At 39.9% G+C, this 21,732-nt stretch carries 27 protein-coding genes and 1 pseudogene; 25 read left to right on the forward strand and 3 right to left on the reverse strand.

Going from position 1 to position 21,732, the window contains the following annotated elements:
- Positions 1–12: 12 nt before the first annotated feature.
- Positions 13–333 carry a hypothetical protein gene (locus QM460_RS00445; protein WP_414288772.1) on the reverse strand — a complete coding sequence of 107 codons (321 nt, stop codon included), beginning with the start codon at positions 331–333 and terminating at the stop codon, positions 13–15.
- Between the two features lie 98 nt (positions 334–431).
- Here QM460_RS00445 and QM460_RS00450 point away from each other — a divergent pair, with 98 nt between their 5' ends.
- Positions 432–647 carry a YdbC family protein gene (locus QM460_RS00450; protein WP_000807425.1) on the forward strand — a complete coding sequence of 72 codons (216 nt, stop codon included), beginning with the start codon at positions 432–434 and terminating at the stop codon, positions 645–647.
- Between the two features lie 51 nt (positions 648–698).
- Here the strand turns inward: QM460_RS00450 and QM460_RS00455 are convergent, their stop codons facing one another.
- Together QM460_RS00455 and gor are read right to left on the reverse strand one after the other, a co-directional pair.
- Positions 699–1,238 carry a biotin transporter BioY gene (locus QM460_RS00455; RefSeq protein ID WP_414288774.1) on the reverse strand — a complete coding sequence of 180 codons (540 nt, stop codon included), beginning with the start codon at positions 1,236–1,238 and terminating at the stop codon, positions 699–701.
- Between the two features lie 484 nt (positions 1,239–1,722).
- Positions 1,723–3,069: a glutathione-disulfide reductase gene (gene gor, locus QM460_RS00460; protein ID WP_414288776.1), complete on the reverse strand. Its 1,347-nt coding sequence runs from the start codon at positions 3,067–3,069 to the stop codon at positions 1,723–1,725.
- A gap of 242 nt (positions 3,070–3,311) precedes the next feature.
- On the opposite strand from gor, the gene QM460_RS00465 reads away from it, so the two are divergent.
- From QM460_RS00465 to QM460_RS00580, 24 genes and pseudogenes are all read left to right on the forward strand, one after another.
- Positions 3,312–4,499 (forward strand): efflux RND transporter periplasmic adaptor subunit, encoded by a 1,188-nt coding sequence (locus tag QM460_RS00465; protein ID WP_414288778.1) that lies wholly within the window; start codon positions 3,312–3,314, stop codon positions 4,497–4,499.
- Positions 4,483–5,184, forward strand: coding sequence for an ABC transporter ATP-binding protein (locus QM460_RS00470; RefSeq protein ID WP_414288779.1), 702 nt, complete (start codon positions 4,483–4,485; stop codon positions 5,182–5,184). Before QM460_RS00465 ends, QM460_RS00470 begins: the two co-directional genes overlap by 17 nt.
- Position 5,185: 1 nt before the next feature.
- Positions 5,186–6,445, forward strand: coding sequence for an ABC transporter permease (locus tag QM460_RS00475; RefSeq protein ID WP_414288781.1), 1,260 nt, complete (start codon positions 5,186–5,188; stop codon positions 6,443–6,445).
- Positions 6,446–6,579: 134 nt separating this feature from the next.
- Positions 6,580–8,577, forward strand: coding sequence for a methionine--tRNA ligase (gene metG, locus QM460_RS00480; protein ID WP_414288782.1), 1,998 nt, complete (start codon positions 6,580–6,582; stop codon positions 8,575–8,577).
- Positions 8,578–8,678: 101 nt separating this feature from the next.
- A complete protein-coding gene (locus QM460_RS00485; protein WP_414288783.1) occupies positions 8,679–9,605 on the forward strand; it encodes an aldo/keto reductase in 927 nt (308 codons plus the stop codon).
- Positions 9,606–9,703: 98 nt separating this feature from the next.
- Complete coding sequence (locus tag QM460_RS00490) at positions 9,704–9,940, forward strand: DUF2829 domain-containing protein (protein WP_000141913.1); 237 nt, start codon at positions 9,704–9,706, stop codon at positions 9,938–9,940.
- The gene (locus QM460_RS00495; RefSeq protein ID WP_414288784.1) at positions 9,933–10,631 is read left to right on the forward strand and encodes a 3-oxoacyl-ACP reductase; all 699 of its coding nucleotides are present in this window, start codon (positions 9,933–9,935) and stop codon (positions 10,629–10,631) included. The genes QM460_RS00490 and QM460_RS00495 overlap by 8 nt, the downstream gene beginning before the upstream one ends.
- Positions 10,632–10,667: 36 nt before the next feature.
- Complete coding sequence (locus QM460_RS00500; protein WP_414288786.1) at positions 10,668–11,003, forward strand: hypothetical protein; 336 nt, start codon at positions 10,668–10,670, stop codon at positions 11,001–11,003.
- An 18-nt stretch (positions 11,004–11,021) separates the two neighbouring features.
- Positions 11,022–11,441: an SMI1/KNR4 family protein gene (locus tag QM460_RS00505; RefSeq protein WP_414288787.1), complete on the forward strand. Its 420-nt coding sequence runs from the start codon at positions 11,022–11,024 to the stop codon at positions 11,439–11,441.
- Between the two features lie 18 nt (positions 11,442–11,459).
- The gene (locus QM460_RS00510; RefSeq protein WP_414288788.1) at positions 11,460–11,798 is read left to right on the forward strand and encodes a hypothetical protein; all 339 of its coding nucleotides are present in this window, start codon (positions 11,460–11,462) and stop codon (positions 11,796–11,798) included.
- Positions 11,799–12,283: 485 nt separating this feature from the next.
- Positions 12,284–12,691: a hypothetical protein gene (locus tag QM460_RS00515; protein ID WP_414288790.1), complete on the forward strand. Its 408-nt coding sequence runs from the start codon at positions 12,284–12,286 to the stop codon at positions 12,689–12,691.
- A gap of 199 nt (positions 12,692–12,890) precedes the next feature.
- Positions 12,891–13,280, forward strand: coding sequence for an Imm50 family immunity protein (locus QM460_RS00520; RefSeq protein ID WP_414288792.1), 390 nt, complete (start codon positions 12,891–12,893; stop codon positions 13,278–13,280).
- 16 nt (positions 13,281–13,296) lie between these two features.
- Positions 13,297–13,617, forward strand: a complete 321-nt coding sequence (locus QM460_RS00525; RefSeq protein ID WP_414288794.1) for a hypothetical protein — start codon at positions 13,297–13,299, stop codon at positions 13,615–13,617.
- A gap of 50 nt (positions 13,618–13,667) precedes the next feature.
- Positions 13,668–13,880, forward strand: a pseudogene (locus QM460_RS00530) (DUF4304 domain-containing protein); the annotation flags it as partial.
- Between the two features lie 24 nt (positions 13,881–13,904).
- Complete coding sequence (locus tag QM460_RS00535; RefSeq protein WP_414288796.1) at positions 13,905–14,213, forward strand: hypothetical protein; 309 nt, start codon at positions 13,905–13,907, stop codon at positions 14,211–14,213.
- Between the two features lie 131 nt (positions 14,214–14,344).
- A complete protein-coding gene (locus tag QM460_RS00540) occupies positions 14,345–14,707 on the forward strand; it encodes a hypothetical protein (protein WP_414288797.1) in 363 nt (120 codons plus the stop codon).
- Between the two features lie 272 nt (positions 14,708–14,979).
- Positions 14,980–15,339, forward strand: a complete 360-nt coding sequence (locus QM460_RS00545) for a hypothetical protein (RefSeq protein WP_414288799.1) — start codon at positions 14,980–14,982, stop codon at positions 15,337–15,339.
- A gap of 64 nt (positions 15,340–15,403) precedes the next feature.
- Positions 15,404–15,991, forward strand: a complete 588-nt coding sequence (locus QM460_RS00550) for an SMI1/KNR4 family protein (RefSeq protein WP_414288800.1) — start codon at positions 15,404–15,406, stop codon at positions 15,989–15,991.
- A complete protein-coding gene (locus QM460_RS00555) occupies positions 15,964–16,566 on the forward strand; it encodes a hypothetical protein (protein ID WP_414288802.1) in 603 nt (200 codons plus the stop codon). Before QM460_RS00550 ends, QM460_RS00555 begins: the two co-directional genes overlap by 28 nt.
- Before the next feature lie 59 nt (positions 16,567–16,625).
- Positions 16,626–17,231, forward strand: coding sequence for a DUF6707 family protein (locus QM460_RS00560; protein ID WP_414288804.1), 606 nt, complete (start codon positions 16,626–16,628; stop codon positions 17,229–17,231).
- A 39-nt stretch (positions 17,232–17,270) separates the two neighbouring features.
- Positions 17,271–17,771: an NUDIX hydrolase gene (locus QM460_RS00565; protein ID WP_414288806.1), complete on the forward strand. Its 501-nt coding sequence runs from the start codon at positions 17,271–17,273 to the stop codon at positions 17,769–17,771.
- A complete protein-coding gene (locus tag QM460_RS00570) occupies positions 17,749–18,597 on the forward strand; it encodes a putative PEP-binding protein (RefSeq protein ID WP_075228657.1) in 849 nt (282 codons plus the stop codon). The genes QM460_RS00565 and QM460_RS00570 overlap by 23 nt, the downstream gene beginning before the upstream one ends.
- Positions 18,594–19,034, forward strand: a complete 441-nt coding sequence (locus QM460_RS00575; RefSeq protein ID WP_075228658.1) for an ASCH domain-containing protein — start codon at positions 18,594–18,596, stop codon at positions 19,032–19,034. The genes QM460_RS00570 and QM460_RS00575 overlap by 4 nt, the downstream gene beginning before the upstream one ends.
- A gap of 122 nt (positions 19,035–19,156) precedes the next feature.
- The gene (locus tag QM460_RS00580) at positions 19,157–21,703 is read left to right on the forward strand and encodes a M1 family metallopeptidase (RefSeq protein ID WP_075228659.1); all 2,547 of its coding nucleotides are present in this window, start codon (positions 19,157–19,159) and stop codon (positions 21,701–21,703) included.
- The last annotated feature ends 29 nt before the right edge of the window (positions 21,704–21,732 follow it).

Consider the following 21,732-nt stretch of genomic DNA (forward strand, 5'->3'; position numbering starts at 1 on the left):
AGAAAACTCATCTCACTCTTTCTTAAATCGATTTTTTTGGGCAGTTTGGACAGTTGAGGGAACAAAACTTATTTTTTGAATATCTGGGATTCGAATAATGCGGGTCATATTTTTTGCAAAATTTTTAACGATAATTTGCTGGCGGTCTGTATCAAATTTGATGATATCCCCTGTAAAACTTGTATCTGAAAAAATAATGTGGACAGCAGTTTTTTTCAGGACTGCCTCTTTAATGGCACTTGTCAGGGAGTCAGCTTTGGAATGATCTGTTTCTTCTCGTCCGTTGAGAAATCCTTGGAATTTTTGTTGAATATGTTTAAATAAATCTTTCATCGGAGCCTCCCTTCTTTTTACCATTATTATATACAATTTAAAAAAAAACTACAAGATTTTACGAATAATCAAGTGAAGACAATTAAAAGGAGAATACAATGGCAGAATTTACATTTGAAATCGAAGAACACTTACTTACGCTCTCAGAGAATGAAAAAGGTTGGACCAAGGAAATCAATCGTGTCAGCTTTAATGGAGCACCAGCAAAGTTTGACATTCGTGCTTGGAGTCCAGACCACACTAAGATGGGGAAAGGAATCACCCTCTCAAACGAGGAGTTTCAAGTGATGGTCGATGCCTTTAAGAATCAATAAGCAATCATGTAAGAATAATTCAAAAGAAGCTGGGAAAAACCCGGCCTCTTTTTATTTGCTTGAAAAATAGGATTGAGTACGGAGACGTTGAAGGAGTGGTCGACCGATAAAACTGATGGCAAGGATTTTTGCAAGATCAGGAATGATAAAGGGAATGACACCGACAGCTAGTGCTTTATCAAAAGGCATACCAGCAAGGAAGTGGAGGCTGAGAATACCACCAACAAAGACAAGGGAATCTCCCAAGAGATTTGCAAGAAAGATACGAATATAGCCACTTTTCTTATGGATAAGATAGGACGTAAGCCCAGCATAGACAAGGTCAAACCAAAGATAGCCAGCGCTTGGACCTACCAAAACATGAAAACCAGCTCCCCCACTGGCAAAGGCAGGAATACCGATAGCACCCAGCAAGAGATAGAGACCAACAGAAAGAACGGCTTCCCTTGGTCTAAAAACAGTAGCAATGAGTCCGATAGCAAAATTTTGAAGAGTAAATGGTACTGGTCCAATTGGGATACTGATTTGGGCTAATACTGCAATCAGAGCAGCTCCAATAGCAGGAATAGCGTAAATATGTGCTTTTTTCATAATAGTTAACCTCTTTTTTAATTTATAGTAACTATTATACTGCAAGGAAGATGATTGTCAACCCGTTTTAAAAATTAAGGTTACAAATTTGTAACGGCCGATTTAGATAAAAAAGTCGGCTTGGATTTTTTTAAAACACAGATAAATTTTATCAGTTATAAAAAGATTAGTCATATGGTGGTTGGCTACCATATGGTGAAAACACTTATACTCTTCGAAAATCTCTTCAAACCACGTCATCTTTGCCTTGGATTATATATGTGACTGACTTCGTCAGTCTTATCTACAACCTCAAAGCAGTGCTTTGAGCAACCTGCGGGTAGCTTCCTAGTTTGCTCTTTGATTTTCATTGAGTATTAGGAATCTGATGGCATGCTATTATAAGAGTTCTTTCATTTGATCTAGTAAAAGAAAAAGATTGAAGAAAATTATCCAAAATAGATTTTTTCTTCAATCTGAGTGACCAAGATGGTCTCTTTTTGTATTAACGCATGGTCACAAATTCTTCTGAACCTGTAGGATGGATAGCGACCGTTGCATCAAAGTCAGCTTTTGTAGCTCCCATCTTGATTGCTACAGCAAAACCTTGAATCATTTCATCAACACCGTAGCCGATACCATGAAGTCCAACTACCTTTTCGTTCTCACCAGCTGTAACTAGCTTGAAGCGAGCTTCTTGACGGTGGCTAGTGACTGCTGAAAACATAGAAGCGAATTTTGAAGTATAGACTTTGACGTTTTCTTGCCCATACTCTTTGATAGCTTCTTCCTCAGTTAGACCGACAGTTCCGATAGCTGGGTGAGAGAAGACAACAGTTGGAATAGTAGTGTAGTCCATTTTAGCATTGGTTTTACCGTTGAAAAGTCTTTCGGATAGGGTACGACCAGCCTTGATTGCGACAGGAGTTAGTTCCTTTTCACCTGTGACATCTCCAAGAGCGTAGATTCCGTCAACGACTGTGTTCTGGTATTCATCAACCTGGATAAAGCCGCGTTCATTGAGGGTAACACCAGCTTTTTCGAGTTGAAGTCCTTGGACATTTGGACGGCGGCCAGTTGCCCAGATAACTTGACTGGCAGTATGAGTGCTGCCATCTTCGAAATGAATGATAATACCTTGTTCAGTTTCTTCAAGTTTTGCTGGAACCTTATGGGTGTGGAGGTTTAATCCAGTATTTTCCATTTCTTGAACCAAGCTCTCAACAATATAGCTATCAAATCCACGTAGAGGACGATCACGACGGACGAATAAATCAGTCTGTACACCAAGGGTATGGAGTACGCCAGCTAATTCGACAGCAATGTAACCAGCACCTAGAATAGCTACCGATTCAGGCAACTCTTCCCAGGCGAAGACATCATCTGAGCTACCACCTAGTTCAGCACCAGGAATAGCAGGGATATGAGGATGAGCTCCAGTTGCAATCACAATATGCTTAGCGTGGATCAACTCACCATTAACGCTGACAGTATGAGCATCAACGAACTCGGCACGTCCTTCAATCAAATCAACTCCATTACGCTTGAAGCTTCCATCGTAAGAAGAGCGAGCACGGTCAATATAGGCTTCACGATTCTTACGAAGCCTTGCGTAATCAAATTCATTCCCAGTGCTTGTGAAACCATAGTCAGGTCCATATTTGTGGATACTCTCTGCAATTTGTGCTCCATACCACATGATTTTCTTGGGAACACAGCCCAAATTTACACAAGTTCCACCTAATTTCTTTTCCTCAATGACTGCAGCTTTTGCCCCGTGTTCACCAGCACGATTCATGGTAGCAATACCTCCGCTACCTCCACCGATAGCGATAATATCATATTCTCTCATAGAAAGCTCCTTTACTTGTTTTCTAGTCATATTCTATCTTTTTTTGGGAGTCAATGCAAAAATCTGCTACGCTTAAAAATTTTTAAGAAAATGCTTGCAAAAATAAAAAAGAAAGTGTATTATATAACTAATACAACAACAAAAGATTTCAGCAAATGTTTTTGGATAATGAGAAATCAATTGTCCATTTTTAGGATGTGTGCTATAATCTTAACATATATATTTATAAAAGGGGTATTGCTATGAAAAGAAAGTCAAAAGCTAAGAAATGGCCTTTATTTACTGCTATTGGAGTGGCGTCTGTACTTGTAGTGGGAGCAGCAGCTGTTCTTCTATTGAGACAACCAAATCAAGCCGCAGCAAAAGATGAAACTGCTAAGATTGTCCTTGCTAAAGAGGGGTCTGTGGCATCTTCAGTTCTCCTATCGGGGAGTGTTACGGCTCAGAATGAACAATACATCTATTATGATGCAAGTAAGGGTGACTTGGACGAGGTCTTGGTTTCTGTTGGAGATCAGGTCAGCGAAGGACAGGCTCTTGTCAAGTATAGTAGCACAGAAGCCCAGGCTGCCTATGATGCTGCCAGTCGTGCTGTAGCTAAAGCTGACCGTCATATCAATGAATTAAACGATGCACGTAATACCGCCGCAGCAACACCTAGCCTTTCGCAAGCAGGTCTAGAAGGAGCAACTGGACAAGCGCCAGCTCAGTCATCCGGTTCTGCCACAGCTGCTATTGATTCTCAAATCAGCGATGCTCGTGATGTGCGTGCAGATGCAGAAGCGCAACTCGAAAAAGCTCAAGCCCAGTTGAATGCTGCTACGGTATTGAGTACGGTGGAGGGAACAGTTGTTGAAGTGAATCGTAACGTTTCAAAATCTCCAACAGGAAATAGTCAAGTTTTGGTTCATATCGTAAGTAACGATAACTTGCAGGTCAAGGGAGAGCTTTCTGAGTACAACCTTGCCAATCTATCTGTAGGCCAAGAAGTTACCTTTACTTCAAAGGTTTACCCAGATAAAACTTGGAATGGTAAGATTAGCTATATTTCAAATTATCCAAAGAACAGTAGTGAAGCAAGCAGTAGCTTAGCTGGTTCAAACACAGGTTCTAAATATCCATATACGGTCGATGTAACTAGTGAAATTGGTGATCTGAAACAAGGTTTTACTGTCAGTGTCGAAGTCAAAAGCATGAGTAAAGCATTGCTTGTACCGATTACTAGCATTGTGATGGAAGAAGATAAAAACTATGTTTGGATTCTTGATGAAAATCAAAAGGCCAAAAAAGTTGAAGTTGGATTGGGCAATGCAGATGCAGAAAACCAAGAAATTACATCTGGTCTGACAGATGGAGCAAAAGTCATCAGTAATCCGACAGCTTCCTTGCAAGAAGGAAAAGAGGTGAAGACTGATGAAGCAACTAATTAGCCTCAAAAATATCTGCCGTAGCTATCGTAATGGTGACCAAGAACTTCAAGTCCTTAAAAACATTAACCTAGAAGTTCATGAGGGAGAATTCGTGGCTATCATGGGACCATCTGGTTCTGGTAAGTCTACCCTCATGAATACCATTGGTATGTTAGATACACCTACAAGTGGTCAGTATTTTCTAGACGGAAAAGAAGTGGCCGGTTTGGGTGAAAAACAATTAGCCAAGGTTCGAAATCAAGAAATCGGATTTGTCTTTCAACAGTTCTTTCTCTTGTCTAAAATGAATGCCCTCCAAAATGTGGAACTTCCTCTGATTTATGCAGGAGTTGGTGCTTCAAAACGTCGCAAATTAGCAGAAGAATATCTGGAAAAGGTTGAGTTGACTGAGCGTAGCCATCACTTACCTTCGGAGTTGTCAGGTGGTCAGAAGCAAAGAGTTGCCATAGCGCGTGCACTTGTTAACAATCCTTCGATTATCTTGGCAGATGAGCCTACTGGAGCCCTTGATACTAAAACAGGAAACCAGATTATGCAGCTCTTGGTTGAATTAAACAAAGAAGGAAAAACAATTATTATGGTAACGCATGAGCCTGAAATTGCTGCTTATGCTAAACGTCAGATTGTCATCCGTGATGGTGTTATTTCGTCTGATAGTATCCAAGTAGAAAAGGAGGAAAACTAAGATGCAGAATCTGAGATTTGCCTTTTCATCTATTATGGCTCATAAGATGCGTTCCTTCTTGACCATGATTGGTATTATCATCGGTGTTTCCTCAGTTGTCGTGATCATGGCCTTGGGCGATTCCATGTCTCGTCAGGTCAATAAAAACATGACCAAGTCTCAGAAAGACATTCATGTCTTTTTCTCACCTACAAAGAGTAAGGACGGTTCCTTTACCCAGAAGCAATCTGCTCTAACTCTGTCTGGTAAAGAGGAAGATGTTATTGTTGAACCACCAAAACCTCAAGAAGCCTGGGTTAAGGAAGCTGCTAAGCTCAAGGGTGTGGACAGCTACTATGTAACCAACTCATCCAATGTGACTTTGACTTATAAGGATAAAAAGGTTGAACGTGCGAGCTTGACAGGTGGAAACATCACCTATATGGATGCGGTTGAAAACAAAATCGTTGCAGGCCGTAGTTTAAGAACACAAGATTATAAGGATTTCGCTAGTGTTATCATTTTAGATGAAGAACTTGCCAATAGTCTTTTTGGTTCAGCACAAGAAGCTCTCAACCAAATTGTTGAAGTAAATGAAATCAGTTATCGTGTTATTGGTGTTTATGCAAGTAAGGAAGCTAAGGCTGCAAAAACCTTTGGGATTGGAGGACTACCAATCACGACCAATATTTCTCTTGCGGCCAATTTTAACACCGACGAAATTTCTGATATTGTGTTTCGTGTTAACGATACGACCCTGACTCAGACTTTGGGTCCAGAATTGGCTAGAAGAATGACAGAGATTGCAGGTCTTCAACAAGGGGAATATCAAGTTGCAGATGCGTCTGCTGCCTTCCAAGAAATTCAACAACTCTTTGGTTTTATAACAACCATTATTAGTGCCATTGCGGGAATTTCACTCTTTGTTGGCGGTACTGGTGTTATGAATATTATGCTTGTTTCGGTGACAGAGCGTACCCGTGAGATTGGTCTACGCAAAGCACTAGGAGCAACACGGGCGAATATTCTGGTTCAGTTCTTGATCGAATCCATGATTTTGACCATGTTAGGCGGATTCATCGGTCTAGTGCTTGCTGCTGGGGTGACCATGCTTGCAGGTGTTCTTCTTCAAAATATGATTGCAGGAATCGAAGTTGGAGTATCTATCCCAATCGCTCTCTTTAGTTTAGCGGTATCAGCTGGTATCGGAATGATATTTGGTGTTTTACCAGCCAACAAGGCTTCTAAACTAGATCCGATTGAAGCACTTCGCTATGAATAAGATAATCAACAGGAAAAACAAGATGGACATTAGTCTGTCTTGTTTTTGTATGGATTTCCATATCGAAAATCATCAAAATATGATATAATGAAGTGTTAGAAAAACAGGTTTCATTTGCCTGGAAAGGAAATATTATGTCTGAAAAGAATTTTTATATTACAACACCGATTTACTATCCATCTGGTAAACTTCATATCGGTTCTGCCTACACAACTATCGCATGTGATGTCTTAGCACGTTACAAACGCCTGATGGGCTACGATGTCTTTTATCTGACTGGTCTTGACGAGCATGGTCAAAAGATTCAGCAAAAAGCAGAAGAAGCTGGCATCACGCCTCAAGCTTATGTTGATGGTATGGCAGTTGGAGTTAAAGAACTTTGGAAATTATTGGATATCTCATACGATAAATTTATCCGTACAACTGATGACTACCATGAAAAAGTAGTAGCTCAAGTCTTTGAACGCTTGCTTGCTCAAGATGATATTTACTTGGGTGAATACTCTGGTTGGTATTCAGTTTCAGATGAGGAATTCTTTACAGAAAGTCAACTTGCGGAAGTTTTCCGTGACGAATCTGGAAATGTAACTGGTGGTATCGCTCCATCAGGCCACGAAGTGGAATGGGTTTCAGAAGAGTCTTACTTCCTTCGTCTCAGCAAATACCAAGACCGTTTGGTTGAATTTTTCAAATCTCACCCTGACTTCATCACTCCAGATGGACGTCTCAATGAAATGTTGAAAAACTTTATCGAGCCAGGTTTGGAAGATTTAGCAGTATCTCGTACAACCTTTACATGGGGTGTGCCAGTTCCATCAAATCCAAAACACGTTGTTTACGTTTGGTTTGATGCCCTTCTAAATTATGTGACAGCTCTTGGCTACGATCAAGAAGAACACGCTAACTTTGACAAGTTCTGGAATGGAACAGTCTTCCACATGGTCGGAAAAGACATTCTTCGTTTCCACTCAATTTACTGGCCAATCCTTCTCATGATGTTGGATATCAAATTGCCAGAACGTTTGATTGGGCATGGCTGGTTTGTCATGAAAGACGGCAAGATGTCTAAGTCTAAAGGGAATGTCGTTTACCCTGAAATGTTGATAGAGCGTTTTGGTCTCGATCCACTTCGTTACTACCTCATGCGTAGCCTTCCAGTTGGTTCAGACGGAACCTTCACACCTGAGGACTATGTGGGACGTATCAACTATGAATTGGCTAATGACCTCGGAAACCTCCTCAACCGTACGGTTTCCATGATTAACAAGTACTTTGATGGGCAAATCCCTGCATATGTTGAGGGTGTAACAGACTTTGACAATGCTCTTGCTCAAGTGGCAGAACAATCAATCGCCGACTACCATACCTACATGGAAGCAGTTGACTACCCACGTGCGCTTGAAGCAGTCTGGACTCTTATCTCACGTACCAACAAATACATCGATGAGACAGCCCCATGGGTCTTGGCTAAGGATGAAGCCCTTCGTGACCAATTGGCAAGTGTTATGAGCCATTTGGCAGCCAGCCTTCGTGTCGTAGCTCACATGATTGAACCATTTATGATGGAAACCAGTCGTGCAGTCTTGACTCAACTTGGACTCGCAGAAGTTTCTAGCCTTGAAAACTTGAGCTTGGCTGATTTACCTGCAGGTGTAACTGTAATTGCCAAAGGAACACCAATCTTCCCACGTCTCGATATGGAAGAAGAAATCACCTATATCAAGGAACAAATGGAAGGTAACAAACCAGCAGTCGAAAAAGAATGGAATCCTGATGAAGTTGAACTCAAACTCAACAAGGAAGAAATCAAATTTGAGGACTTTGACAAGGTCGAAATCCGTGTTGCAGAGGTCAAAGAAGTTTCTAAAGTGGAAGGCTCTGATAAGTTGCTTCAATTCCGCTTGGATGCTGGAGATGGTGAAGATCGTCAAATCCTTTCAGGAATTGCTAAGTACTATCCAAATGAACAAGAATTGGTCGGCAAGAAAGTACAAATCGTTGCCAACCTTAAACCTCGTAAGATGATGAAAAAATATGTAAGCCAAGGTATGATCCTCTCAGCTGAACATGATGGCAAATTAACCCTTCTCACAGTTGATCCAGCTGTACCAAACGGGAGTGTGATTGGATAAGATCTGAAAGGACCAGTTTAAGCTGGTTCTTTTCTTTAGTGAGATAGCAGTTGATAAAAGTGTCATTCTGCTTTATAATGAAGAAAACGGAGGAAGTTGCCATGAAATACATTCCATTTGGTCAAGAGAAAAGAGAATTGTCCGAAATCGTCCTAGGCATGATGCGAATCAGTGATAAATCGGTCAAAGAAGTTGAGGAGCTGGTTGAAACAGCCTTATCTGTCGGAATCAATGCCTTTGACTTGGCAGATATCTATGGTCGTGGACGTTGCGAAGAATTACTGGGTCAAGTCTTAAAACATCGCCCTGACTTGCGTGAGAAGATGTGGATTCAGTCCAAGTGTGGCATTCGCATAGAAGAATTTACCTATTTTGATTTTTCAAAAGATTATATTTTAGAGTCAGTTGATGGGATTCTACAACGATTGCAAGTTGATTACCTAGATAGCTTGCTTCTCCATCGTCCAGATGCCTTGATGGAAGCTGATCAAGTGGCTCAAGCCTTTGATATTCTACACAAATCAGGTAAAGTTCGAGACTTTGGTGTGTCCAACCAAAATCCTATGATGATGGAATTACTGAAGAAAGAGGTCAAACAACCTTTATCTATCAATCAATTACAACTAAGCGCAGCTTTCACGCCAGGATTTGAATCAGGTTTCCATGTCAATATGGAAGGTGACAAGGCAGCTGTGCGTGATGGTAGCGTCTTTGAATACTGCAAATTAAACGACATGGTCATTCAGGCTTGGTCAGTTTTACAGTTTGGTTTCTTCAAAGGGAATTTTGTTGACAATGAAAAGTTCCAGGCTTTGAATCAAGTTTTAAACCGCCTTGCGCAAAAATATGGAGTAAGCCCATCAGCCATTGCTATCGCTTGGGTGTTGCGATATCCAGCCAAGATGCAGGCTATTGTTGGCACAACCAATTCAAAACATTTGCTAGAAGCTAGCCAAGCAAGTAACCTGACTCTAACACGAAAAGAATGGTATGAGATTTACCTAGCAGCTGGGAATGATTTGCCGTAAGGTGAATTTGCATTTCAAAATTCACAGTCAAAAAGCCGTTGGAAAGCGGTTTTTTGTTATAATTAAATTAAGATTCATAGATAACAAAGGAGAAAAACATGACATTTGAAGAAATTTTGCCTGGACTAAAGGCTAAGAAAAAATATGTACGAACTGGCTGGGGTGGAGCTGAAAACTATGTCCAGCTTTTTGATACTATCGAGCAAAATGGCGTCGCCCTTGAAGTGACACCCTATTTCCTCATCAATGTATCTGGAGAAGGGGAAGGTTTTTCTATGTGGAGCCCGACACCATGTGATGTCCTAGCGACGGATTGGGTGGAAGTCCATGACTAAACGTGTCCTTGTTACAGGGGTTAGCTCAGGGATTGGCCTGGCGCAAGCTCGTCTATTTTTAGAAAAAGGTTATCAGGTTTATGGTGCGGATCAAGGAGAAAATCCAGTCTTAGACGGTGATTTCCACTTTTTACAACGTGATTTAACACTTGACTTAGAACCAATTTTTGACTGGTGCCCTCAGGTGGATGTTCTCTGCAATACAGCTGGAGTTTTGGATGATTATAAACCTTTACTAGAACAATCTGCTCAGGAGATCCAAGAGATTTTTGAAATCAACTATGTGACTCCAGTAGAGTTGACCCGCTATTATTTGACAAACATGCTGGAACATAAACATGGGGTTATCATCAATATGTGCTCCATTGCTTCAAGTCTGGCAGGCGGAGGTGGGCACGCCTATACCTCTTCTAAACATGCCTTAGCAGGATTTACCAAGCAGTTGGCTCTAGACTATGCAGAAGCTGGGATTCAGGTCTTTGGCATTGCTCCTGGTGCAGTTAAGACAGGTATGACCGCAGCTGACTTTGAGCCAGGTGGATTGGCAGATTGGGTGGCTAGCGAGACACCCATCAAACGCTGGATTGAGCCAGAGGAAATAGCAGATGTTACACTTTTCCTAGCAAGTGGGAAAGCAAGCGCCATGCAAGGGCAAATCCTGACGATTGATGGTGGTTGGTCTTTGAAGTAATATAGTTGATACTCAGTGAATATGTGGAGGTGAACTATGAAAAGAGATGAGTTTGGATTTGTCTTGCCCAATCTCTACTATCAGTTTTTAATGGAGTGGAAAAAGATTGACCCCTATGAAATTGGAGATACAGGTATCTGTTTGTATGCCAAGGAGGATCTAGAGGAGCGTAATGAGACTTATCAGATTGAGGAAGTAGAGCCAGATTACTTTATGATTGGACAGGAAGGAGATTTGGCCTACTTTATCAAGAAAAATGCAGATGATTGCATTTATGAAAATGAATTAGGTGCTTTAGGCTCCTTAGAAATGCAAAAAGTTGCTGCAAACGTCTATGACTTTATTGATAAGGTGTTGGAAGAAGAATTGTAAAGAAGGAAGAAATTAATCATGTTTAGAGTGCTAGATGCAGATTCACCGATTTCAAAAGAAGATTTTTTACAATTTGAGGAGATTCTTGGGAAGAAATTACCGGAAGCCATGAAGGATTTTTACCTTAAGTACAACGGAGGCCAGCCCCAAGTAAGGGGTGTCCACGATGATCGTCATATCTTTCCTTTCAATTCCTTTGATTCACTTGATGAGATGAGAAAGTCTCTGAATTGGTTTGACGATGAGGTTTTGCCTGAAGGATTTAAGGCAACAGACCTTCTTCATTTCGCCTATGATCCTGGATCAGGCAACTATGCTCTTTCTTTAAGGGCAGAAGATTATGGCAAGGTGTACTTCTATGTTCTAGAAGAAAAAGCTGAGTTGTATGGTCAATGGCCATCTTTTGAGGATTTTTTAAATTCCTTTGTTGAAGAGTGAGACTAAAAAGGAGAAGGGATGCGGAAACACCAAGAACTTTCACTAGATCAGATCATCGAGCAGCTACGAGCGGATCAACTAACTTCAGATGATTTTTGCCTCTATGGCAAGGAGGATGGAGAACTGGCACTAGCTAGGTCCTATTGGGTATCAAATTATCCGGATGTCGTGGAAGACCGTGATATTTACCCTGCTGATGTAGCGGAGCAAGATCTCCAGCTAGTCTACTATGGAGAGCAGTTGATTGATGTTCTTTCGGTTGCACTTGAGGAAAAACTAAATGCAAGTCACCAAGACTTGGTCGAGGCTTTGAATTATTATCAGCAGCATGATAGTTTTATGCTTTTTGATAATTAAGCAGGTCTATTAGAGAAATGGTATCCAATGACTGATAACGATAAGGATAGAGAATGATGAGAGAATATAAATTTGGTATCCATAACGAGACTATGTAGCAATTCCAGAGGAAAAGGAAAAGGTCTGCCTTACTTTAAGTGATTCTTTAGAGGTTATCAATGAGGAGTTGACTCCGTCTTATAAAGCAAAACTCGATCATCTACTGAATCAATCATCAGTATGGTATCCAAAAGCTTTGGAAAAAATTCAGGAGGAATTTCCAGAACTAGCGCACGCCAGACTCCTATCCGTTTTTATCTTGTCTGAACAGACGGACATAGACCTGATTTTTGGTTTGGAATTTGGACTAAGAGAGGACTCGGAGCATGGTAGAGGACTTAAATTCTCCCACAATAGTCTTGAAATTTTAGAATATGGTATAGGCAAAGTAGCATACTACTAGGTGTAGTCAATAACAAGAGAAGCACTAGAAGATGGAGCAGGATATGGTTGAGAAAGAATGGCGTTTTTATTCATCAGAGGATGATAGGGAGTGGGTGATTTTATCCGATCGTGATAGAGCTGAAACAAAAGAGGATATCCACTCTGTTAATCAGAAAGAATCCGTCATGCGAATGTATCGAAGACCGGGTGACTTTATCTCAGTGTCTTTGCTGTCCGCTTCTTATGAAATAGACGATGTAACAGGGAAACTTGGACAAGAGCGAGATTTCTATTTAAAAATTGAATGCCTGCAAGATGGATGGGCCAGTATTAGTTCTCAAATCTATAAAAAAGAGGAAGCAGTAACCTTAGCAAGCCTCTTTATGGGACTCAGGAAAGATGCGGCTATCAAACTTTGGAAGTTAAAAAAATTGGGTGAAAATAACCTAGGAGATCGGATAGAAAAATGACAGTCAATATTAATGAATTAGTCAAGGAGCACGGCTTTTGTGTGGTATTTTCAGGGGAGAAAACACTTAGACTTGATAATGACGTTATAAAAGGCAAGGACGGCAGGAGAATTAGTCTATTCTAAAATCTACTTTAAGAGCGAAACAATAACTCTTAAAAACAAGATTTTTATTCATTTTTAAAAAAGGAGTTCATATTGTGAAATGGTTTGAAAAAGCAGTGGGGAAGGAAAAGATTATTCATCTGTTTGATGGTGATTTGGAATTGAATAATGTATTTCTTGATACTGTATTATGTTACGATTACAAATTAGATCTTGTCTTTTATTTATTTGATTTGCCAACTAATTTCCCTGAAAAGTGGCAGAAAAGTGTATTTAATGCCATAAAAATTAATTTAGAGTTTTTTAATTTAGATGAAATCCATTTTTATTCCAAGGGGATTCATCAGGTGAATGGTCAACTGGAACTGTTTTTTTTAGAGAATAAGGTTGAATTCAATTTTATAAACCAAAATGATGTGATGTTATCGGGATCTTCTGACCTTGTTAGAATTGCTGAGATTGCTCCTGTGAAGATTGATACTTAAAAAGGAGAAATGAGAGATGAAAAAGACCTACTTTGTTTATCGAGATAGTGGAGCGATAGAAAGGCAAAGTGATGGCGTTGAGTTCTGTAAAATACCGGAGTTTTGTGATGATCAGATCTATTTTTATTGCGATGAATATATGCTTTTTTGGACCTCCATTGAGGATGTAGGCAACATGAATAAAGCTAGAAATTTTAAATTAAAAGACAATATAGTGCCAGCAACGCTAGAAGAGATTAGTGATGAAGGATTGATTGGCTACATAGATACAGTGAAACAATACAATATTGAGAATGGTAAAGTTGTAGGGATAACCTATATCCATTTAGATTCCTAGTAAACTGTAACGAACAACTCTTAACATCCTATGAAAGAGCAGGTAATGAAATAAAAGAGGCCAAAGAACTCTTCGTAAAAAATGGCTTTTCGCGACTAAGACGAACCAATAACTATTATAAAATCAATCATGATTTTTACACGGTAATCTATTTTCAACGAAAATCAGATGGGACTGCCTATTTCGTGAATATTGGGCTTCATCCTCTCTTTCTGGACTCGGGACTGTTAGAAGAAGTGGATTGTGCTTTAAGGACTCGATTAGGTTCTATCGATCATAGCAATGGCATGGATCAAGCTGAATTGGAAAAGGCTGTCCAAGAGGCCATCGATTTTACTGCTCAGTATTCATCGTATCCAACCGTATTTTCGAGCATAGAACCCGAGAAGGATCTTGATAAGGATTGGTTGTTAAAACATTTCTCTATTACCAAAATGAACTTATGCAGATTGTATGTTGAGTATTATGATGCAATTGACTCTAAAAAGTTGGCTTTAGATTTTGCCAATTATGGATTATCCATTACACCTAAGATTGCCTCTGTTCCTAAAAACTTCTTTAAAACCTATATTCGTTCGGGAGAAGTTTTAAAATAATACTACTAGTAAGTTGAGATTAGGAAGGGATGATGGAAAAGGGGAGGTTTTCTCAATAAAGTAAGTAATAGTCCAGAATGCTAGTCTAAACCTATTCAGTAAAGGATATGTCGCAAAAATTGGGGGAAAAGTTGAAAAGTAGAGATAATTTTCATAGGCACTATTTAGTATTATGGAATCTAATGATGTCCTTAGAAAGTAATGTTGTTACAAGTGAAGAGGCAGAGTTTCTATATCCTTTTGATATGAGTAAAAAGGAAGATGTCCTTACAGTATTTGATGCATTTGTGAAAGAGGATTTCTTGAGCCTAGAAGAAGAGAAGCAGAAGCAAGTGCTTGAGACCATTGAGGATGTTATACAGGCTGGAGATGAAGTGGTTGAGCATTTTTTTGAATATGAATTTGGCTTGGCTTCAAAAGAGCCAATAAATAAAGTTGCTTTTCTAGAATTGGTAAAGGATATTTTAGTCTCTTATTTGTCCCTCTTAGACTAGTCATCTATTTTCCTTTGAATTTAAAGAATGAAATTTATGGACTTCGAGGTCGCGTATTTTAAGAGTAGTTGACAGCCTAAACTCAAGACTTAGCTGAGTGAGGATTATCTATTTAAGGTTTATAATCCTCACCTGGGAAGAGTTCTTACGCAGAATAGCGGATAGATAAGAAAGAATGGTTTGATGATTCTAAATGGTTAAACTTGCCTTTGTAATGCGATTATAAATCTATATAGATCAGTAGAAAATGCTTCTAAAAGGAGAAATAAGAAATGAAAACCTACTTATTGGACGAAAGGATATTTCAGTATCCTGAATCGTTTAAAAAATGTATCGAACTTAATTTAGTTGATTTTGATATTTGGTATCTGTTGGATTCAGAATGGGCCCTGTCTTTGTATGAGAGATTGCAGGAAAGGTACCCAAGCAGAAAGTTGATTCCATTTGCTAAAAGAGGAGATTGTGATGATACAGCTTGTTTTGAAATAGGAAAGGGCAATAAAGTCCAACTCATTCATGACTTTGCTGCCGAAGGCTGGGAGCAACGAAAAGAGTTTAACGATTTTTGGGAATGGGTAGAATATGCGGTCAAATGCATGATAGAATATAACAAAGAGGATGGGATTGAATAATCGCAAACTCTTTTCTAGGGACGAAGTAACTCGTCTCTAATGATTTACAAGGCGAGGAGAACGAATGGAAACGATCGCCCAATTATTAAATGAGATTGAAAAAAGTCTCCAACAGCTAGATCATCCTTGTGTAGACCATCTAAATCCGGGAATATCTTCTCAACAGATTCAAGAATTGTTTGAGGAAATACCATTGCAGCCAAACCAGGACTTGCGTACCCTTTATACTTGGAGAAACGGATCAAAAGATAGTGAGGAAATCACACTCGGTGAGCTGGCATTTTTTCCTGGTTTCTATTTGATGTCTCTGGAAGAAAGTATCCAGACCTATCAGGAGTTGAGGAAGACTTCTACTTGGAATCAATGCTGGTTCCCAATTTTTTCCAGCGGTGGGGGAGATTTTTATGCCATGATCCTGGCTCCAGAAGCTCAGGGTCAAAGACTTGGTTTTTATGTGTATGAAGAGGAACCTCAGGTCGAATACCAGTCATTGGAATCTATGCTCACAACTCTTAAAAACTGTTATGAACAAGGTATTATTTTCCGGAATGAACAAGGCTACTTGGATATGTATTATAGGAAGTATGCTGAGATAGCACATGAGATAAATCCAGAGGTGAAAATATGGCTGGAATTCTTAAAGGAGACGTAAGAGGAATAACCGAGGAGAGAAAAATGGCAGTAGTGACTGTATTAAAAAAGATCATTAAACTCTATGAGGAAACAACGTTTATTCCCCAACCAGTGAGTTTTTCAAACGAAAAATTAAGGATCCAGTCCTCAGATTTGACAGGAGAATTACTTGATTATTATCAACATATAGTGTTCAATGAGGATTTATGTTTTGCTAATCAAAATTTTAATATCATTTTGTTGCCATTAAATTCTCCTGCAAGGACAGTCGAATGTTGGGCCTTACAAGATATTCTTCAGTTTAGTGAAGGGCAATACCAGATATTCGCTACTACAGATATAGATGACATTCTTTTCTGTGATATGAAAGATGACAGTTCTCCAGTTTACGCTGGCAGTCCTGGAGATCCTAATTTCTACAAACTCAGCGAAAGTTTGACGGAGTTTTTGGAGTTCTATTTCGCTTTTTCAAATTTTTGGGGCCAAAGAGAGGATGTCCCACAGGAGGAATATATTGTAGGGACAGGTGACTTGATAGAGCGCTACCTTTCCTCAGACGTCCAAGCGACAGGGAAAGAATATCTACTTCAGTAAGATTGACTTGAGAATAGCATTCCTCAGTAACAAAAAGTGAATTGGATAGGAGAAAAGAAATGAATGTGAAAGAACTAATCGAAGAGATTGAAAATGATGTCGAGTTAGTATCGTATTTAAACCGGATCCCTAAAAAGAATAAGAAAACCCAAGCTAGCTATCTCGAATCACTGAATCGTCTGGCCTATTTACTTTATCTGGATGGTCAAGAGGAAATGACTAAGGAATTATTAGATAGAATCATACAAGTCCCATTTGAAGGGAATTATAACACTTGGACCTTTGTTGATAGCTCTCTGGTTTTATTGGCCTATATGGAAAGAGAGGCAGAAAATCAGGTATTGGTCTATAAAAAACTTCTTTTATCTCCATTAGAAAAAGGGGAGGAATCCACTCAAAAAATTAGAAGGAGAGTTCATCAGAGATTTTTGAATGGTGATAGCTTGGAGCAAAAGCTTGCAAAAATCGAGCAGGCTCCAAGCCCTGAATCAGAAATGGAACGTCGTTTGCTATACTTGACAGATTTATTGAAGATTCACCTTTTTATTGATGAGTCAACTTGTGAAGAGACAGATATCCAAGCAAAAATCGAAGAGAATATGGAGATACTAAGGAAGTATATCAAGGATCATGAAATTTATAGCCTCTTTCCTTTTAAGGGATAAGGTGAGCTAGCAATCTGGAACTTTTAGAAAGAATAGAATATGAAAATCAAAAAACACTTTGGTGTCTACGGCGTTTGCTATGAGAATGGGAAATTACTTTGCATTGAAAAAACGAGAGGACCTTATCAGCATCGGTTTGATCTACCGGGTGGTAGTCAGGAAATCGGTGAGGGACTGACAGAAACCCTCAAGAGAGAAGTTCTGGAAGAGACAGGATATGCTCTTAGCGATTATTCAAACCCTAGAATCTATGATGTGCTGGTTCAAGAAGAAGGGCAAGATTTCGCAGTACACCATATCATGGCCTTTTATGACATCGTACTCGATTTTGAACGCTCTCAACAATCCCTTCCTCAGGAGCTTCTTGATGGAAGCAATGATTCAGCAAATGCAATCTGGCTTCCTCTTGAGCAAATTACCGAAGAAAATGCCTCACCCTTAGTATTGAAGGTGAAGGCAGAGTTACGAGGATTTCCTGAATTAGAACGGACAAGCTATAAGAATTGGAAGGTAAAACATGCAAAACCAACTAGCTCTTAGTGGCGAAAGAATTGTTGAAAAAATTTACCGACAACTATTTCATCATGTTGGTATGATTCGTGGGGAATACTTGTTGAGAGAAATAAACCAAAACATCCTGTTACCAAGTTGTCAGCAATTTGTAAAAGATTATCTAGACACTATTTGCCATTTATACTCAGATGAAGAAGTCTGGTATCGATTTTCAGAGTTAACAAATGCAGAAGCAAATAGTCTAGACGGGACTAAAGAGTATTTTGACGAACGCCACCCCTTATTTGGATATAGAGGAACTAGGCGTTTACTGGCGTGTCCAGATGAATTTCAGGCTGAGGCACATGTCGTTACAGAAGTTTATCAAACCAATACCAATCTGTCTGTTATTTTTCCTTTTGTCAATGATGCTGAACAGTTAAAACAAGCTATTAGAGTATTGCGCCAGCATGGTTTTACTGGAAAAGTTGGAACAATGATTGAATTACCGTCAGCTTATTTTGACTTGGACAGGATACTGGAAATTGGCATTTTAAAGATTGTAGTTGGAATGAATGATTTGACTTCATTTATTTTTGCAACTGTGAGAAATAGTCAATGGCATGATATGGAAAGTCCCATTATGTTACAAATGCTGAGACAGATGCAGGATAAAGCAAGGATGAAAAAGATAGATTTCGCTGTAGCAGGTTATCTGAATCCTTCTTTCATACAAAAAATGAATCAAATGGATATCAAATGCATAATCCACTACAGTTCTATTCCAGAGATTTTTGATTTAAAAATTGACCATCCAGACCATCTCAAACGTGTAAAAGAAGAAAGTAAAAAAATACAAAGGAGCAACCTATGACACCTCAAGAAATGTGGAATGCCTATAAGAAAATCAACCCCTCTATCGGTGATGAGATAGATGCCTGGGCTTTTGGAGTAGAAGCCGATCTCTTGGCAGATTTGGTTTTAAAAGGTGAAAAGACTGCAACTACATCAGCCTATGATCTTTATGCAGTTGATAACGATCCCCTGCCACAAGAAGGGACCTTTGACATCATTTTAGATAGCCAAGATCGGGCTGTCTGCATTATCGAAATTACAAAGGTTTCCGTTCAGCCTTTCCATCAGGTTTCAGCCGACCATGCCTACAAGGAAGGTGAAGGAGACAAATCTTTAGCCTATTGGCGTCAGGTTCATGAGGACTGTTTCGCTGAGTGGATGAGGGAGGCTGGACTGACTTTTACACCTGACAGCAAGGTTGTTTTGGAAGAATTTCGCAAGGTCTACCCTCTGTAGGCTACTAGTAAGAAGAAAGTTTTGGAAATCACCGTCCAAAGCTTTTTTCTGACTTAAAATATGATAAAATAGGTATGTTTGAACTAGAGCATTTGCTCAGAAATATAGAATAGGAGAAAATGATGCAAGCAGTTGAACATTATATTAAACAATTTGTTCCTGAACATTATGATTTGTTTTTAGACTTGAGTCGTGAGACCAAGACTTTTTCAGGAAAAGTAACCATTACCGGTCAAGCTCAAAGTGACCGAATTTCCCTTCACCAAAAGGACTTAGAAATCGCTTCTGTAGAAGTAGCAGGTCAAGCTCGCCCATTCACAGTTGATAATGAAAACGAAGCCCTTCATATCGAACTTGCGGAAGCAGGTCAAGTTGAAGTGGTCATCGCTTTTTCAGGAAAAATTACAGACAACATGACAGGAATCTACCCATCATACTATACAGTTGATGGTGTTAAAAAAGAAGTTTTGTCAACTCAGTTTGAAAGTCACTTTGCTCGTGAAGCCTTCCCATGTGTGGATGAGCCAGAAGCCAAAGCAACCTTTGACCTAGCTCTTCGCTTTGACCAAGCAGAAGGTGAGTTGGCCTTGTCTAACATGCCAGAAATTGACGTTGAAAACCGCAAGGAAACTGGTATCTGGAAATTTGAGACAACTCCACGTATGTCTTCGTACTTGCTGGCTTTCGTAGCAGGTGATTTGCAAGGGGTAACTGCCAAAACTAAAAATGGTACGCTGGTAGGTGTTTACTCAACCAAGGCCCATCCACTTTCAAACCTTGATTTCTCACTAGATATCGCTGTTCGCTCAATTGAATTTTACGAAGACTACTACGGAGTCAAGTACCCAATCCCTCAATCTCTCCACATCGCCCTTCCTGACTTCTCAGCTGGTGCTATGGAAAACTGGGGTCTGGTAACTTATCGTGAAGTTTACTTGGTTGTGGATGAGAACTCTACCTTTGCCAGCCGTCAACAAGTTGCTCTAGTCATTGCCCATGAGCTTGCTCACCAATGGTTTGGTAACCTTGTGACTATGAAGTGGTGGGATGACCTTTGGCTCAATGAAAGCTTCGCGAACATGATGGAATACGTCTGTGTGGATGCCATCGAGCCAAGTTGGAATATCTTTGAAGATTTCCAAACAGGTGGAGTACCTCTTGCTCTTGAACGCGATGCGACGGATGGCGTTCAATCTGTTCACGTTGAAGTCAAACACCCAGATGAAATCAATACGCTCTTTGATGGAGCTATCGTCTATGCCAAAGGAAGTCGCCTCATGCACATGCTTCGTCGTTGGTTAGGGGATGCTGATTTTGCCAAAGGTTTGCATGCTTACTTTGAAAAACACCAATACGGAAATACCATTGGTCGTGACCTTTGGAATGCCCTTGGTCAAGCATCAGGCCGTGATGTAGCAGCCTTTATGGATTCTTGGTTGGAGCAACCTGGTTATCCAGTTTTGACTGCTACAGTTGAAAATGATGTTTTGAAGATCTCACAAAAACAATTCTTCATCGGTGAGCATGAAGACAAGAATCGTCTTTGGGTAGTGCCACTTAACAGCAACTGGAAAGGAGTACCAGATACTCTCGAAACTGAAAGTATCGAAATCCCCGGCTATGCAGCACTTCTTGCTGAAAATGAAGGAGCACTTCGTCTCAACACTGAAAATACAGCCCACTACATTACAGACTATCAAGGTCAATTACTTGATGCTGTGCTTGCAGATCTAGTAGAACTTGATAACACAAGTAAACTTCAAATCGTCCAAGAACGTCGTTTGCTTGCTGAAGCAGGGCACATTTCGTACGCAGACTTGCTTCCAGTGGTGGATCAATTGGCTAAAGAAGAATCTTATCTCGTTGTTTCAGCAGTTTCACAAGTTATCGGAGCGCTTGATCGCTTTATCGATGAAGGAACTGAGACAGAAAAAGCCTTTAAAGCCCTTATTGCTAAACTGGCTCGTTACAACTATGACCGTCTTGGCTTTGAAGCTAAAGAGGGTGAATCTGATGAGGATGAATTGGTTCGTCAATTGACAATTTCTATGATGATTCGTTCAAATGATGAAGAAGCTAGTCAAGTTGCTAGCCAAATTTTCGAAGCCCACAAGGATAATCTTTCAGGACTTCCAGCAGCTATTCGTTCACAAGTTCTCATCAATGAAATGAAACACCATGAGACTAAGGAATTGGTCGCAACTTATCTCGATCTTTATACTCATGCCACAGATGCCGCCTTTAAACGCCAATTGGCAGCTGCTCTTGCCTACAGTACAGATGCGGATAATATCCAAACCTTGATTGCTTCTTGGAAGGACAAATTTGTGGTAAAACCACAAGACTTATCAGCTTGGTACTTCCAATTCTTAGGTCATCAAGCAACCCAGGAAACAGCGTGGTCTTGGGCGCGTGAAAACTGGGATTGGATTAAGGCTGCCCTTGGAGGAGATATGAGCTTTGATAGCTTTGTTATCCTTCCTGCCCATGTATTCAAGTCAGAACAACGCTTGGCGGAATACAAGGAATTCTTTGAGCCACAACTTTCTGACCTAGCTCTTAGCCGTAACATCGGTATGGGAATCAAGGAAATCGCAGCTCGCGTTGAATTGATTAAGCGTGAAAAAGCAGCAGTTGAAGCAGTTGTAGCTAAATATAGCAAAGCTTAAAAGATTCTAGTCTAACTAGATTACAAAAA

This window comes from Streptococcus infantis (assembly GCF_047464415.1).
In the GTDB taxonomy this organism is placed as follows: Bacteria; Bacillota; Bacilli; order Lactobacillales; family Streptococcaceae; genus Streptococcus; species Streptococcus infantis_AE.